At 37.6% G+C, this 14,817-nt stretch carries 17 protein-coding genes; 8 read left to right on the forward strand and 9 right to left on the reverse strand.

Annotated elements, in window-relative coordinates; translation table 11 throughout:
• Window positions 1-179: 179 nt before the first annotated feature.
• Entirely contained in the window at window positions 180-497 is a 318-nt protein-coding gene (locus LDM98_RS00750; RefSeq protein WP_223897247.1) for a TraR/DksA C4-type zinc finger protein, read from the forward strand.
• A 48-nt stretch (window positions 498-545) separates the two neighbouring features.
• Here LDM98_RS00750 and LDM98_RS00755 read toward each other — a convergent pair whose 3' ends face one another.
• The 3 genes from LDM98_RS00755 to LDM98_RS00765 form a co-directional block, all read right to left on the reverse strand.
• Complete coding sequence (locus tag LDM98_RS00755) at window positions 546-1,364, reverse strand: aldo/keto reductase (protein ID WP_223897249.1); 819 nt, start codon at window positions 1,362-1,364, stop codon at window positions 546-548.
• 82 nt (window positions 1,365-1,446) lie between these two features.
• Window positions 1,447-1,839, reverse strand: coding sequence for a hemerythrin family protein (locus LDM98_RS00760; RefSeq protein ID WP_223897251.1), 393 nt, complete (start codon window positions 1,837-1,839; stop codon window positions 1,447-1,449).
• 132 nt (window positions 1,840-1,971) lie between these two features.
• Window positions 1,972-2,283, reverse strand: coding sequence for an ATP-dependent Clp protease adaptor ClpS (locus LDM98_RS00765; protein ID WP_223897253.1), 312 nt, complete (start codon window positions 2,281-2,283; stop codon window positions 1,972-1,974).
• 259 nt (window positions 2,284-2,542) lie between these two features.
• On the opposite strand from LDM98_RS00765, the gene LDM98_RS00770 reads away from it, so the two are divergent.
• A complete protein-coding gene (locus tag LDM98_RS00770; protein WP_223897255.1) occupies window positions 2,543-2,881 on the forward strand; it encodes a group III truncated hemoglobin in 339 nt (112 codons plus the stop codon).
• Window positions 2,882-2,925: 44 nt separating this feature from the next.
• The gene (locus LDM98_RS00775; protein WP_223897257.1) at window positions 2,926-3,306 is read left to right on the forward strand and encodes a hypothetical protein; all 381 of its coding nucleotides are present in this window, start codon (window positions 2,926-2,928) and stop codon (window positions 3,304-3,306) included.
• 55 nt (window positions 3,307-3,361) lie between these two features.
• Here the strand turns inward: LDM98_RS00775 and LDM98_RS00780 are convergent, their stop codons facing one another.
• A complete protein-coding gene (locus LDM98_RS00780) occupies window positions 3,362-3,568 on the reverse strand; it encodes a hypothetical protein (RefSeq protein WP_223897259.1) in 207 nt (68 codons plus the stop codon).
• A gap of 207 nt (window positions 3,569-3,775) precedes the next feature.
• Between LDM98_RS00780 and LDM98_RS00785 the strand changes: the two genes are divergently transcribed.
• Entirely contained in the window at window positions 3,776-4,117 is a 342-nt protein-coding gene (locus LDM98_RS00785; RefSeq protein ID WP_223897261.1) for a hypothetical protein, read from the forward strand.
• 82 nt (window positions 4,118-4,199) lie between these two features.
• Here the strand turns inward: LDM98_RS00785 and LDM98_RS00790 are convergent, their stop codons facing one another.
• The 5 genes from LDM98_RS00790 to LDM98_RS00810 form a co-directional block, all read right to left on the reverse strand.
• Window positions 4,200-4,484 (reverse strand): hypothetical protein, encoded by a 285-nt coding sequence (locus LDM98_RS00790; RefSeq protein ID WP_223897262.1) that lies wholly within the window; start codon window positions 4,482-4,484, stop codon window positions 4,200-4,202.
• 285 nt (window positions 4,485-4,769) lie between these two features.
• Window positions 4,770-5,087 carry a hypothetical protein gene (locus LDM98_RS00795; protein ID WP_223897264.1) on the reverse strand — a complete coding sequence of 106 codons (318 nt, stop codon included), beginning with the start codon at window positions 5,085-5,087 and terminating at the stop codon, window positions 4,770-4,772.
• Window positions 5,088-5,159: 72 nt separating this feature from the next.
• Window positions 5,160-8,042, reverse strand: a complete 2,883-nt coding sequence (locus LDM98_RS00800) for a DUF2309 domain-containing protein (RefSeq protein WP_223897266.1) — start codon at window positions 8,040-8,042, stop codon at window positions 5,160-5,162.
• A complete protein-coding gene (locus LDM98_RS00805; protein WP_223897268.1) occupies window positions 8,039-8,773 on the reverse strand; it encodes a hypothetical protein in 735 nt (244 codons plus the stop codon). Before LDM98_RS00805 ends, LDM98_RS00800 begins: the two co-directional genes overlap by 4 nt.
• A 2-nt stretch (window positions 8,774-8,775) precedes the next feature.
• Entirely contained in the window at window positions 8,776-10,389 is a 1,614-nt protein-coding gene (locus tag LDM98_RS00810) for a proton-conducting transporter membrane subunit (RefSeq protein WP_223897270.1), read from the reverse strand.
• A gap of 992 nt (window positions 10,390-11,381) precedes the next feature.
• Between LDM98_RS00810 and LDM98_RS00815 the strand changes: the two genes are divergently transcribed.
• From LDM98_RS00815 to LDM98_RS00830, 4 genes are read left to right on the forward strand one after another with little or no spacing between them, the layout of a single operon-like run.
• Window positions 11,382-11,951: a carbon monoxide dehydrogenase beta subunit family protein gene (locus LDM98_RS00815; protein WP_223897272.1), complete on the forward strand. Its 570-nt coding sequence runs from the start codon at window positions 11,382-11,384 to the stop codon at window positions 11,949-11,951.
• A 13-nt stretch (window positions 11,952-11,964) separates the two neighbouring features.
• Window positions 11,965-13,167: a transketolase C-terminal domain-containing protein gene (locus LDM98_RS00820; protein WP_223897275.1), complete on the forward strand. Its 1,203-nt coding sequence runs from the start codon at window positions 11,965-11,967 to the stop codon at window positions 13,165-13,167.
• A 1-nt stretch (window position 13,168) separates the two neighbouring features.
• A complete protein-coding gene (locus LDM98_RS00825) occupies window positions 13,169-14,038 on the forward strand; it encodes a thiamine pyrophosphate-dependent enzyme (protein ID WP_223897276.1) in 870 nt (289 codons plus the stop codon).
• Window positions 14,038-14,739 (forward strand): 2-oxoacid:acceptor oxidoreductase family protein, encoded by a 702-nt coding sequence (locus tag LDM98_RS00830; RefSeq protein ID WP_223897277.1) that lies wholly within the window; start codon window positions 14,038-14,040, stop codon window positions 14,737-14,739. Before LDM98_RS00825 ends, LDM98_RS00830 begins: the two co-directional genes overlap by 1 nt.
• Window positions 14,740-14,817: the final 78 nt, after the last annotated feature.

Here is a 14,817-nt window from a genome sequence, read left to right on the forward strand (position 1 = left end):
TGACATTTTACAACCCTCACACATCTTTAATATACTCTTTTTAGAACATTCCATTTAACCTATTGTAATATACATATTAAATATATTGAGAAGCAAAGAAAGCTTTTTTTGAGCTAAAAAAGTATAAAATATTATTATTATAATAATAAGGTTAGTTAATATATGAAAAAGAACGTGGTATGTTAAAAGATCAACTCGAAAAAGAGCTTAATATAGCCAATGCCCAAATAGAAGAATTGGAATTGACGACTTATGTTGTTGCACCAGAAAATACTCTAAGTGACATAATATCTTTCGAGAACGCTAGTGAAGATGAACTCAATCAAAGAAAACTAAAACGTGTTTATATGAAAAAAAGAAAAATCCTTTTCTTCAAAGAAGAGATGAAAAATAATATTTCATTTTTGTGTCATCTATGTGGGAAAGAGATTGATTTAGAACGTCTTCTTATTATGTCTAGAGCAAGGCTTTGTAAAACTTGTGCAAATGGTTCTTAATCATACAATTTCTTTTTTATATATTATCAAGCCTTTACACCATAAAATTTATTCAAAAAGCGAGTGAAGATTTAATATTTCACTATCGTCCAAAACTATATCAAAACTCTCTAAATCACTTTGCATATGTTCTATGTTTGTTGTCCCTGTCAAAGGTGTGATACCGGTTTGATGAAGATAGGCAAAAAATAGTTGAATGACATTTTTGTTATATTTTTTACTTAGCTCAACAAGCTCTGTACTTTGAAGTATATGAGGATTTGCCGTGAGCGTCCAGAAACTTTGGTAGATGATATTGTGTGTTTTGCAAAAGTGACGTATCTCTTTATCATAACCGCTGCCTGCATAAAACCTGTTTTGAACCACTGAGGGTTTTATCTTAGCCATTTTATAAAGATCTTGCAGAGTATGAAGGTCATAGATGTTTGAAATACCAAGCTGTTTTACTTCGCCTCTTTGAGCTATCTCTTCCATCGCTCTCCATACTGTTTCAAGGTCTTTAAAAGAAGAGAGCGGAGAGTGCAGAAGCAGTGAGTCGATATAATCCGTCTGAAGGTTTTCCTTTGAGACCTCAAAGGATTCTGCAACTTGAGTACTTAGATCGGCCTTTTTAGCATAAGGGACGTTGAGAGGGTCCTGTCCTGCAAGTGGGGTAAATTTGGTCTGTAAAAAAATATCTTCACGCCTAAAACCCTCTTGTGCCATCGCAGCAAGAGCTTCTCCCACACCTGCTTCATTATAATGCTTGGGCTGACAGGCCGTATCAATACCCTTGAATCCTGCTTTTATTGCTTGGATCACAAGTTCTTTAGTACGCTCTTTTTTCCAGGCGGTACCGTAGATAAGCGTAAGATTGTGTGTATACATTTTCTACCTTTTGCTTTCTAAGAACTTGTTCATTGTACCATTTACAACAGAAAATTTTATATTTTGATACTAATAGTTCTAATTAACCAACGTTCGGAGCAGTTTGTGCATCCCATTTTGAGATATGCTGCGTGTACCACTTCTTAAAATCTTTTTCCAAAAAACCTTGTAGCTCTTTTGGCCCTTTCAGTACTTCCCATCGTTTATGAAACTTTTCCAATTTTTTTCTTATGAGATCATGATCGCTTTTGTGCATCTGCATATCAGAGTAGGCACTTTGCTCCATCATATCTTCTTCTGTTTTAAAGTGGGTTTCAATTTCCGTTAAAAATCCAGGGAAAAGTTCATCCACTTTTTCTACATCTTTGGCTTTCACCGCATCATAAAAGGCATTGATCACTTCCATCTCATCTTCATGCAGCATATTCATCATGGCATTTGCCACTTGTTGTACATCTTGTTGTTGAATTAGCATTTTATCTCCATACACTTGGTTTATAAAAAAGATTATAGCTACAAAAGTTTATAGTTACTGAAAGATAGCAATATGTTTCAATATTTAAAGTCTAAATGAGGATATAAAAATGTGAGATACGATAGATTAAGATTACACTTCTTCAATCAAGCATACTAGATCAAAACCTTCTTTTTTCGCTTTTTCTTCGATCATTTCTGCTTTGGTTTGCGCTATTTCAAACATATACCCGCCACAAAACCCTTCACCATTGGTTACGATCTCATGGGCAATAGCTTCTGCTTCTTCCTGATCTTTATGAAACACTTCTTTGAGCATTGTCATACAAAATTCCCATGAAACATACTTATCATTGATGATTGAAACAAGGCAGAACTTAGGTGTATCGAACTCTGTTTTCAAGTAAGCTTTGAGTGTTTTGGGCTTTTTAATCGTTACTGGCATACTGTTCCTAACTGCTCTAGATAATTTATCGTTTACTATTATACCCAAAAAACCTATAGGTTACTTCGAAGGGGGTGTGATGCTATCTATTGGATACAGCAGATAGAGAGGAGAGAAGTGTTCCGGTTTTTGATAAATCCTGCTATAATTCCATTTCAAAAAAACATCTTATTAGCGTGAGTGTTTACAGACGGTTTGTATACAAGGATCAAGCATAGAACTTCAAAGCAGTATTAACAGAGCTAACCTTAGGATCTTAATGACGATATTTTATGAGAAAGCGTTAGAAGATGAAGTGTTGGCCCCTTTTTTTATAGATGAGATCGGTGAGGATCTAAGCAGTGAGGATTGGTTTGAACACATAGATCTTTTAGCAGATTTCTGGCTGGCTAAAATACTGGGAGAAAACACGTATTATGGCAATTTTGTGGGTGCACATGTCAAGATGCCTCATTTAAAAAGAGAAACATTTACGAGATGGCTGGAACTTTTCTCAGTGACGGCTGATGAAGTATATGTAGCTGATATCGCTGATGCGTTCAAGAAAAAAGGAGAGCAGTTCGCTAAACAGTTTCTCAACACGAGGAAAAAGATTTAGATCACTCTCTTCATACATGATATATTTTGAATTAAAGGAAAAGAATGAGTAGAGATAAAAAATGGGATTTGCTTTTCATCCAGGATGAGAGATCGATGTTCGATACAGAGACTAAAATGTTCGAATCATTGTTTAACCGGGTCGATAAAGTTTTAGGAAAGGAAGAGGCATTAAGACTTATCGATGCAAACCACTATGATATTGTACTTAGTGATCTTAGTGTTGAACCTGAGGGTGTAGGCCTTTTAAAACAGATCAAGGACATGAAATCCGAACAGACCATATTTGCCCTCGTTTCACCCAAAGATACAGATAAGCTTTTTGGGATCGCCGATCTGGGGATCAATGCCTTTGAATTGACACCAGAGTACTTTGATCAGGCCCTGGAGCAAATTGCAATATTCGATCCCTCTGTACAGCAATAACATTCATTCCATTGTGAAGATAAGGCTCAAGTTTTTAACTTGAGCCTATCATGTATTATCTGCAACCACACCTGCAACCGTGTATTTTTACTTGGTCTTCTTTAAAAATTTCGCGCCAGATCTCTAAATCGGACTCCATTAGTTTTGAGCTATCTCTATGTGATGGATTCATCAATGTATCATTAACATCTATCAACTCTTTGTTCATCTTATTGAGCTCAGGCCATACTTCTCCGGTCAGTGTTAAATCTAATTTACTCATCTTTAATCCTTTCTTAATAGTTCTAAAATATAGCATAGCATATTATTCTTTATTAAAAATTATATCGTTTGTTTATAGCTGAATATCTGCTGCCATTCTACTGGTACATGTCATCAACCCAAACAACTTGATACCCTACAAACTTCTATCAAAGGGTATAAGTAAGTCTTCTTTCGCTAAGATGTCACATTTAGATAAAGGCAAAAAATGGAACAGATAAATAGCTTGTTAGAGAAATATAATCACTTTAAAGATGCTCAGATCCGCTCAATTCAAACACTATCAGATACCTCAAAAGTCGTTACTCTTGTAGTACAGGATGATGATGGTGAAGATCTTCATACGATCAGTATAGAGTTTAAAGATATTAAAGAATCAAAAATACTGCAAAACAGCGTACTTGCTTTTATGGATATGGGGAGTGGCATTAGCATAGTCAAAGAACATGATCTCTATGGTTTTGCATTAGGAAGCGGTACTGCTATGTTACATGTGCATAATGCACCGATGTACATTATAGCTTCAGATATCAGTATTGAAGAAAAATAAAAGAGGGTGAAGAGGAGAGACCTCTACCCGGTGATGAAGAGTGCTGCTTCTGCATAGATATACCTTCAAATAAGCGAAGCGGCTATGAACAGCCGCATGAACCGCCACTCTCAGTGCTGCAGCTTCCTGCACTGCTTGTTCCGCATGATCCGCCTGCATTAGGGTTCTCAGATACTCTGATTACAAACATGTTATCAGCAGTCTTTTGTGCAAAGAACAGGTGTTTTGTACAAAAATCCTCATTCATGAATTCTGCTACGATATTTGAATAATTGTATGCATCTTGCTGATTATCAAATGTTTTTTCACTTGCATATTCACTTCTTTTAAAACATCCACATTCGTGTTCCATTTGTACTGTATACATAAACTTTTTTCCTTTTGGTCATTTATTTACGGGAGTATAGTTAGTAAAACTTTAAATAAGATAAAATTACTCCTAAAAGTAATATTCATTAGAAATGTTGCTTGATTTTCAAGATACTTTAGATGATGTGTTCAAGTATGGGATGATTTTGTATGGGCAAGATGGAATTTGGAGATCGTTATATATGGTGATCTCAATGATGTAAAATCGGTTTTAAGGTACGTTCAAGGCAGATTCATGATCTAGCCTTGATTGAAAGCATAAGGGTTTATTGAGGGATGGGGCTTAATTACCTCCATCGCCTTTTGGAGCGGATTTACTAGCGTCAAACCCAATGGTAACACCACTTTTATTTACCAGCGTATTCGCATCTTCAATATCATCATCGTCCTCATCATCAGGTCTCACACTGCTATGAATGACTATTTTGTCACCATAATCTACGGCTTCAAAAAAGTGTGTCATACAAAACTGCTGATTCATAAGGCACTCCAAAACACGTGCTTTGTTATACATATCTTCTCTTGATTCGAATGTCATAGTTTTTTCAAACCCGCTCTTTTTAAAGCAGCTACACTCTTTTTCAATCTCTAGGGTATACATACTATTTCCTTTTTTTATACTATTTATAAGAGGTTTATATCATTTAAAACTTAAGATGCCATAAAAAGAGAGCTATGAAAGCTCTTTGATGACTTTAAAATCACCTGACTCATAGGAGTAGACTTTCTTAGCCTCTTTATCAATGATCACCGGACGTATCCACTCATTTAAAATAAACTCTTTGGCTATAGAGTTTTCGACAGCTTTTCCTACTTTTTCCAAAGGTGCTTCCATAAATGTCAGCAGTCTTACCGGTTCATGATAGGCTTCACCTTCCAACTGGACTGATTGTGTAGGAAGACCGATCTTTAGATCACTGTAATTACCATTATAAACACCGACTTTTGCCACCACATTGTGATAGACCTTAGAACCAGCACCATAAATGGCATTATCTACCGTAGAAAAATAGTGCTCCATATTGATCCATTCACCTACGATGAGCGGCCCGTCAAAGATACGCGTGAGGATATCGGCATTGTCATTATCTACACGCCAGTCATAAGAGTGCATAAAGAACCTATTGTGTAAATTGACATGTTTGGTTGTACTTCGAGGTCCTGCAAAGGCCCCCATATTACCTGCCAGTCCCCATTCAGGTCTAGGCTCGGACCAGTCCATCGATTTGATCATCACATCTTCTTGTGTATGTGTATACGGAAGCGCCTTTATTCTTTCTTCTCTGGACATTTGTGATGCTTTGTTAAAGTCATGCATGATCTGGAAAAATTTGGGCATCTCTTCCGCTGTGAGGATATCTGTATCATAGTATTTGATCTCATCCGTGGTAGTGATGTGCATCCCTGGTATGAATTTTGTACTGTCAGGAATGACAATGCCTTTTTCTTTCAGTGCTTCACGTACCTCTTTGGTATTGGCTATCATACAAAGTGCTCTTGTGTTTGGAAGAGAGATGTTCCCTCCGCATGCACCACAATCCAGTGCTGATTCAAATGGATTGTTGTCAGAGATACTTCCGTGCCCGATGATCGTGACAAATTGAGGAAAATCATCCACTTGACCTATCATTGTCAGGTAGTTATGAAGATAGTGCACTTTCTCTTCAAGTGTGAACCCGACCATGGAGAGCTTGTGTTTTTGGAAGGTATAGTCCTCTTCTGTGATCTTGTACTCATTTTTGAGTTTTTCTACGAGTTCATCGGACAACGCTGTCTTTAATTCCTTACCTAAAACAAGGTGATCTCTGATCGCCTGGATCTCTTCTGTTGAATACTCTTTTGGGCCGTTGCCCGACAAGACTTCACTGATGATGTGTGTATGAAGTTTATTGACATACATCTCTATCTCTTCGGGTGAAAGCTTATCCAGTGTATAGGTCGTTTTTGGTTTTTGAGGTTTGAGCTTTGAAAAAAGCTTCTGTGTTCTTCTCGGTGAAAACGTTTTTCCAAAAAGGTTGATACCGAAGATCCATCCGATCGCCTCAACCATAATATAGGGTGTATATGGGTTGTTCTTGAGATCACTGAGTACTTTTTTGGTCGTTTTGTTCATCCCTTTTTTGGAACTGTAATCTTCATAAAGCTCTTTTGGAATTTCAAATACTATATTTCCCGCTTTTACGATCGCCGGAGATAAAAAGAGTTCATGCGATTTATCAAACTCTACAAATGCGATCGGAAGACCCAAAAAGCCGCCGGCACCATAGGTTTCGTATGGACCAGAACTTTCGATCTGTCTTCGAATCACTTCAGATCTTACATCCAAACAGAATGTAGCAGACGCTACCGCTTTTTCATTTTCTTCCTGTGGTACAGTGGTGAACTCATCGACATAACAGCGGATATAACTGTCTTCAAGTGATTTCAGCCAGACATATCCTTCTTCTTCTCTCAGTGTCTCCATGATCTTCGCAAGTTCCGTAAGCGGTATATCTGTGTTGCCAAGATGATCACTCGCAAGATGTACTTGTTTTGCATCCAGTTGAAGTACGTATTGTGTATAGCTTTCCAGGATCTCATCATAGTTCTGCTGATCTTCCATCGCATCGATGAATTTTCCGGGTAAGCTCCCTTTATACTTAAGTATTTTGAGTAGAACATAAGCACTGTTGTCCTGAATATAATTCGCTAGTTCTTGATAGTTACTGATCTTTCTGTTCTTCAGATACTTCAGTTCATAGTAGAACCTGATCGCCAAATAATCCATTAAGGATGAAGGGTACTGCTGTTGCGAATAATAGTTAGGATCTTCGGAACGATATTTGATAAATCCTGCCCAACCATGAAGTTTAAGAATGTGCTTAAGAAGGTTTCTTTCTATATCTTCCTCTGCAACCTGCAGCTTTTCAAGCGCCTCTTTCACAAAGGTCTCAGAATCATTGGCATAGTCAAGGTTCTCATAGAGTTTAAACGTTTCAAACATACCGAGATCTCTATTGGACATCGTGAGTGTCGTCTGCTCTTCATCTAAGAAACGTGAGACGTATTCGATCACTTCTTTTTCTATCAACTCTTTATCATCCCTGTCAAAAAGGATGTCATTGATCTCATATAGCGTCATGTGCTTTGTAAGTTTTCTGCGCCATTTCTCTTTGTTATGATAGAAGAATTTTTCATCCAGATATGCCAAAAGTTCTTCATCGATCTTGTGTTCTGTGATCGATGCAGGGCTTCTGAAACTGTTCCATTTCGGGTTGACTTCCAGGAGACATTTTTCAGCCAGATCGTAATATTCTGCCAGGCCGTCGATCTCGAGAATTTTTTCCAGATTGGATCTCAGAATGTCAGGATCGATCTTCCCTTCCTCATAGAGTTTCAGATAGTATGATGACTCCATATAGACTCTACCGCCAAAAATACTTTGGGCTTTATCGAGTCCCTCTTTGAAGTTAAGATGTTCAAATCCTTTCAATGGATTATGATGAATGAATGAACCGATAGGCCAATAGTGCGGAACAGTATTTTTAACGGCATTCAGTTTTTCTAATATACTCATGCGATAGCCCCTTTAAATCCAATGATACTTAAACCAAGTAGTGCGATTATAATCATAAAATGCATGATCTTCTCTTTTGATGTCAGATCCACATAATGCAGATTGGTATTCGGTGTGCCAAATACAGTCTTTGGCATCACTCTCATAGCCACCAAGAAGTTACCAAAAAATACTACCACAACCACGATATACCATAGCAGTGTCGTTTCCTCTTTGATCATATTGCTCAGTAAAAAGAGTGCATTGGGAAATGGTGGATAGAGTGCCAGGGTGATCAAATAGACGGTTAAAAAAGCACCTACATACGGCGTGGCCAAGGTTGTACCGCTGATACCATGATAATTGGCACTTCCATAGTACTTGTCATAGTGTTTTGCTATGGAGTATACACCTGCAAGCGTGATCAATAGGGAGAGACTGTAAAGTACACCTTGCTCCCGTATAAACAACATGAAAAACGGTGCATTGATAAAGAGTAAATAGTAACCAAACTTATAAAAATTGGTTGTTTTTGTTGCCTTATAGATAGAAAATATCGCACTCAGCAATGCAAGGATCACCAACAGACCAGAGTATTGAGCCTCTACGAATGAAGCGATCACAATGGCACAAAGCAGTAAAAAACCGCTGATCAAAAAGATCTTTTCGCTGTTCAGTTTTTGAGACCTCTCTAAAACGAGATAATAAGGTACGCCTGCAGCTAATAAGAATAAAATAATGTTCATTAACATACTCAACCCTTCTTGAAAATTTTAATGTATTTGATAAAGAAGTCAGAGACGTAGGCCTCTTTTGCCAAGAGTTTATAAAATAACCATCTTGATCTTTTTGGCCTCTCACTTTTTTGTATATGTACGAAGTGTTGCTTATACATAAACAGCCACCCTATGATCATAATAGCAGCCAATGCAACCATTGACATGATGATGGTGACATTGAGTGTTGCCGCACCATAGAAAAGCAGAGCATGCTCACCATAGATAAAATGTTCCAATGCCAATCCGATAAACTCGTAAGTAAACAGGATAATGATAAAAGAACTCACAAGTGCCAAGATCACTTTGATCGAGTCGGACCTTGAAACCTTAAAGAAGGACAAGAAGAGCTGGGTACCTGTCAGCCAACCAAATGCCAAGATCACGATCGCTGCGTTAAACTCAAAGAACTCTTCACTAAGCACCATTTTCACTCCGATGAATATTAGAAGCGGCAGGATGGTAAAGAGTGCAATAAGATTGAACGTTTTGTTACTTTTATGCTCTGTTTTTTCTTCCCAGAACAACTTGTAAGAAAGACGTTGTGGAATGTTAGGATCATGTCTTGCATAACGTATCAGTCCGCCTGACTCCAAAAAGAGTGTTGCCTTAAAGATACCGTGTACCATAAGGTGATAGATAGCCAGACTGAATGCACCAAGACCGACCTCCATGATCATATATCCCATTTGTCCCGCTGTGGAGTAACCAAGTGAACGTTTGATGTCCGGTACTACCAGCATTAACACTGATGCAAAAATAGCAGTAAAGAGTCCTATCACAAATGCAATATTCAATACGGCCGGTGTCAGTAGAAGCAAGAAAGCCAATTTATTGAGCAAAATACCTCCAACATTGACCACACCCGCATGCATTAAAGCCGACACAGGGGTAGGAGCTTCAGAGGTATAAGGCAGCCAGATATGAAAGGGCACGATCGCAGATTTCATCATGGCAGCCACTAAGAAAAGTAACCCGATCACAAAAATCGTGGGATTCTCCACAGGGTTTTTAGACATCTCCAGCCATGTTTGACTCAGTTGTCCCAAATCTACACTGCCGAACGTCTGATAGGTCAATATCACGGCAAGTATAAAGAGCAGATCGGCCGCTTTATGGATCAGCATGGTCCAACTACCGTTTTTTACCGCACTTTTTGATGCAACATTAAAGGATACCAAGAGGTACAGACTGATACTCATAAGCTGCCAGGCAAGCGCAAGGATCACAAGGTTATTACTCATGACCAGCATATAGATGGCAGAGAAGATAAAATTCAAAAGGATAAAAAACCTTTTGTATCCCGGTTCATCCCACATATATTTTGTAGCATATTTACGGATCACAAGACCTAAGATCGCTACATAAGGCACGAGTATGGCAGAGAGTTCATTGAAAACAAATAAACCGCCAAGTCCATGTATGGGTTCATCGGTAGTGATCACATGATAGGTCCCATAAAGCCCTAACAATGCGATCATGCTTGACAACATAATACTCACTTTTGGAATGTGTTCCTTTTTGCTAACAAAAATGAGTATAAATGCTATAACAAGCGGTATACCTGGAATAAGCAATATAATTTTTTCCACTAAAAACTCCTATGATTCACTAAATTATTTCGTAAAAAATTCTGTTTACTGGGTTTACACCCCACCCATGCTTTATGGTGAGAAGACTAAATCCAAATATATTTGAACAAAGAAGGTTTTCAAAACCACCTTCTAAAACCTTAGCCATTATAGATGATTTTTTTAAAATATACTCTTTATTAAAAACAAACTTGTATTAAAATATAAATTTAACAGTATATTGTTACTATTTCACAATTTGACATTGATATCACTTATGAACCAATTGTATAACGTTTATCATAGAACCGCTTTTCCCTACTAAAGATATCAAAGACCATAGGTCATAAAATAAAGAAAGAATAGATAGAGATATAGAGTATATTTTCACCCTATATAATGTAATAGGGAAAATCTCCTTATAGAGAAATAGATCCATAAATATAATCCAATAATGTGATAATAATAAATAATTACATATTATATTGCTTATATTTTCTATAAATTATAAGATAAGTCAAAGGTTTTTACAGTAAACTCCCATTTGAAAACATATGAATGAAGTTGATAAAGAATTTATCATAAATATGACCTGTATATAAATATTACTAATATATAATATTAAGGTTTTTTTGTGTAAAGTTTATTTGAAGTTCCATTTGCAATCTATTGGTTATGATGATTGAATGTAATCATTCTAATGCATAGATATATGTTTAAACATCATGGAGTAAAGGAGTTAAAATGTATTATGTAGCAAAAGTCGATGCAGACAAATGTGCTGAATATAAATGTAACACGTGTACACTATATTGTCCAGAAGCGAATACGCTTATGTTCGATAAAGACAGAAACACATCTTGGGTAGATGAAAATAGATGTAAAGGGTGTGCACTTTGTGTGTACGTTTGTTCTGATATGCTAGATCGTAATTGTATTACGATGGAAATGGCTGGTCACGAAGAATAGGTCTAGATTCTAGATTTAATTTAAATTTTTAATTAGGAGAAGTTATGGCAAACCAAGGTCCTGCGTATTATTCACCGTATCCTGCGGCTACGTATGAAGGTGTAATCACACCACCAGAAGGAAAAGCACTTTTGTTGGAAGATGTGGTTGATGAAGAAATTGCAATGAGAGAAATTGCAAGAGTGATGTTGACAAGTGAAAATGCAACTATTTTCCCTGGTCCACAAGTATTATATGGTTGGAATGAAGAAGCTAAGAAGAAAGCTACTCTTATCAAAGAGATGGCAGAGGTTCTTAACGCTAAAATGATTCCAATGTATGATTACAGACCAAAGTATCCAAAAATTGATGCTGAAGTTGAGATCAACCCAAATCACCCGAACTTAACAATTTGGCATAATAACATCAAAGCAGCAATTTTCATTGGTGTACACTGTCACTATGCGAATGTCGCATTAAAAATTGTAAGAGCAGAGACAGATTGTTATACGATCGCGATCTGTGGTTTGTCAGGGCATGAAGATGCAATGGCTACATTAAGAGACCAGCACTCTCACGAACTTGAAAAATTCATCAAGATCGCTAAAGAAGTTAAAGCTGAGCTTGGAAAATAGGTAGGAGATTATAATGAGTAAAATAACTGATATGACAGCAACACACAACTGGTCTGGACAGAAACTAGTTTCAACAGACTATATGCTTTTTGAAGCTCCTAGAACTAAACACTTTATGACAGGTTCTGAGGTTGTAAAAGAAGCGGTTAAACGTGCAACAGTAGATGCATCGGTTTCATATCCAATTACACCACAATCTGAAGCAGCTCACCTTATCGGTGAACTTTGGGCTGAAGGTTATGTTGGTGTTTATTTCCGTGGTGAAAATGAATTTGGTGTAATGTCTGAAGTTGCAGGTTGTTCAATGGCCGGTGCCAGAACAATTACAACTACTTCAGGTCCTGGTACACTTAGAGCAATGGAAAACTTTGCACAGTGGTCAGGTACAAGAGCTCCAATGCAGCTTATCCTAATGGCACGTGGTATTAACTCCCCACTTACTATTCAACCAGACAACTTGGAAGTACAATATCTTCTAGAAACTGGATGTATGATCTGGTATGCAGAAAATGTTCAAGAACTATTTGATATGTCACTAGCAGCATTTACAGTTGCTGAAAAACCTGATGTCCATGTACCGATCATTACAGCAGTAGACGGATTCTTTGTATCTCACACTCGTGAGGCAGTTATGTTGCCAGAGGATGATATCGCTCTTCAGCCATATAATCCATATGCAGCGCCACTACCTCCGATCGACTCTGAGATGCCTCCAGGACGTTTCCTGAGAGATCCATTTGTAATGAAGTCTAACTATATCTCTTATGCTACACATGCATCTTGGCAGTGGGAGATCAGATCAGCAGTTGAAAGATCTAAACCATATGCAAGACATTACTTAAACGGTCTAGTACATGTTACAGGTACAGAAGATGCAGAGATCGCATTTGTTACTTGTGGTACGGCTTCTAACCAAGCGAAAGAGGCAGAGAGAGAATTAAACAAATTGGGTGTTAAGAGTAAAGTAATTAAATTAAGAACTATTAGACCTTTCCCTGAAGATGAGCTTCTTGAAGCGCTAGAGGGTGTAAAACATGTATTCGTACCTGAATTCAACGTTGTTGGTTGGTTATCAAATGAAGTAAAAGCTAAACTTTATGGAAAATCTGATGCTAACATTGTTGGTGCACCAAGAGTTGCTGGTGGTATGAGTATGCCTGCAGAAGCGATCATTAAAGAAGTGATGGAAAATATTAACCCTGGAAAAGGAGCATAACATGTCACATGATATATATAAAATCAATCCTGAATTTAGAGAGATCATGCCTAAAGAGATCATTGAGCTTGAAGAAAATGCTACATGGGCTAAAAATATGGATAAGCCACGTGGTATTAAAGAGCTTCCGGATACAAAAGAGTTACTTGAAGAACACTCACTATGTGCCGGATGTCCAGAGGCAGCTGCATTAAGATATGTACTCTCTGCATTGCCTAAGCCTGAGGATACAATCATTGTAAACTCAACAGGTTGTACATCTTTAATGTTCCCACATATTGCACTTCATACAGTACACTCACTCTTTGGTAACCAAAATGCTGTTGCATCTGGTATCAAAAGAGTATTGGACTGGAGATTCCCGGACACACAAAAAGATGTGGTTGTTCTAGCAGGTGACGGTGCGACTGTTGATATCGGTCTTGACTATACACTTCAATCGTTCTTTAGACAAGAAAAGATCACAACGATCTGTTTTGATAACGAAGTATATGCAAACACAGGTGGTCAAGAGTCAGGTATGACGGCTAAAGGTCAAGTATTTAAAATGGCACCAACTGGTAAAAAGTTTGACAAGGTACCAATGTGGGAGCTTGCTAAAACTTCTGGTTGTCACTACTCTGTAAACATGACTGCTTCTGCGCCAAAAGCAGTAGCTAAAGCAGTAAGAGAAGCGATTTTGGTTGCAAGAGAGATCGGACCAACTTATATCAACCTTTATACACCATGTATCCTTGAGATCGGTCTAAGTGCAAACGAAGGTCTTGGTGAGATGAAAGATCAAGATAAAGACAGATTTGCATCTTATAAACATGTTTCACCAGAAGCAGAAGAATACTTGAAAAAATGTAAAGCAGAAGGACTTTTATAATGGCAAAAGATTCAATTAAAATCAGAATGCCCGCTCTAGGTGGGCAAGGGGCGGTTACTGCTGCCCATATTGCAGCAACTGCAGCGGATACAGAAGGTTACTACGCGGTATCTAACCCATTCTTTGGTGCTGAAAAACGTATGGCTCCATCTGAGAGTTATGTAAGAATAGGTACTGTGCCTATCTATGATAGAGGGGAAGTTATCTATCCTGATATCGTTATGATCTATCACCCACAAGTTATTACTATGGGTAAATCATATACTATGCCTTTTTACGCTGGTATCAAAGAGAATGGTCTTGTTATCATCAACTCTGATATAGATCTTTTAACTGATGAAGATAAAAAAACATTAGATGACTTGAATGTAAAAGTTCTTACTAGAGACTTTACGCAATTTGCTATCGACCAGGCAGGTACTGAACTTGCTACAAACATGGCAATGTTGGGTGCACTTTTTGGTGCTCTAGGTACTGTTAGCAAACCTGCTATTGAAGAAGGTATTAAAGACAGATTCCTTAAGAAATATACAGCTTCTGGTGGTACAGCTACACTTGACTCTGTTATTGAGAAAAAGTTCAAAAAGAAAATGGACCTGATCCAGAAAAACCTTGACACTGCATCTGCAGCATTCGACTTGACTGCTGAATGGTGTAAAGAAGTAGGTTTCGAACAAATGTTGGAAGCTCCAAGCAAATAATACCAAATACAACAACTGTACTTTTGTACAGTTGTTACTTTAACACTACATACGATACATTACGTATTAAGAAACTCC

The organism is Sulfurovum sp. TSL1, assembly GCF_019972135.1.
Lineage (GTDB): Bacteria > Campylobacterota > Campylobacteria > Campylobacterales > Sulfurovaceae > Sulfurovum.

Coding starts and splice junctions, on each gene's coding strand:
- LDM98_RS00765 (WP_223897253.1), bottom strand. CDS start 2,283: ATGCCAGTAACGATTAAAAAGCCCAAAACACTCAAAGCTTACTTGAAA.
- LDM98_RS00830 (WP_223897277.1), top strand. CDS start 14,038: ATGGCAAAAGATTCAATTAAAATCAGAATGCCCGCTCTAGGTGGGCAA.
- LDM98_RS00790 (WP_223897262.1), bottom strand. CDS start 4,484: ATGTATACAGTACAAATGGAACACGAATGTGGATGTTTTAAAAGAAGT.
- LDM98_RS00815 (WP_223897272.1), top strand. CDS start 11,382: ATGGCAAACCAAGGTCCTGCGTATTATTCACCGTATCCTGCGGCTACG.
- LDM98_RS00780 (WP_223897259.1), bottom strand. CDS start 3,568: ATGAGTAAATTAGATTTAACACTGACCGGAGAAGTATGGCCTGAGCTC.
- LDM98_RS00820 (WP_223897275.1), top strand. CDS start 11,965: ATGAGTAAAATAACTGATATGACAGCAACACACAACTGGTCTGGACAG.
- LDM98_RS00770 (WP_223897255.1), top strand. CDS start 2,543: ATGACGATATTTTATGAGAAAGCGTTAGAAGATGAAGTGTTGGCCCCT.
- LDM98_RS00755 (WP_223897249.1), bottom strand. CDS start 1,364: ATGTATACACACAATCTTACGCTTATCTACGGTACCGCCTGGAAAAAA.
- LDM98_RS00825 (WP_223897276.1), top strand. CDS start 13,169: ATGTCACATGATATATATAAAATCAATCCTGAATTTAGAGAGATCATG.
- LDM98_RS00750 (WP_223897247.1), top strand. CDS start 180: ATGTTAAAAGATCAACTCGAAAAAGAGCTTAATATAGCCAATGCCCAA.
- LDM98_RS00800 (WP_223897266.1), bottom strand. CDS start 8,042: ATGAGTATATTAGAAAAACTGAATGCCGTTAAAAATACTGTTCCGCAC.
- LDM98_RS00760 (WP_223897251.1), bottom strand. CDS start 1,839: ATGCTAATTCAACAACAAGATGTACAACAAGTGGCAAATGCCATGATG.
- LDM98_RS00795 (WP_223897264.1), bottom strand. CDS start 5,087: ATGTATACCCTAGAGATTGAAAAAGAGTGTAGCTGCTTTAAAAAGAGC.
- LDM98_RS00785 (WP_223897261.1), top strand. CDS start 3,776: ATGGAACAGATAAATAGCTTGTTAGAGAAATATAATCACTTTAAAGAT.
- LDM98_RS00775 (WP_223897257.1), top strand. CDS start 2,926: ATGAGTAGAGATAAAAAATGGGATTTGCTTTTCATCCAGGATGAGAGA.
- LDM98_RS00805 (WP_223897268.1), bottom strand. CDS start 8,773: ATGTTAATGAACATTATTTTATTCTTATTAGCTGCAGGCGTACCTTAT.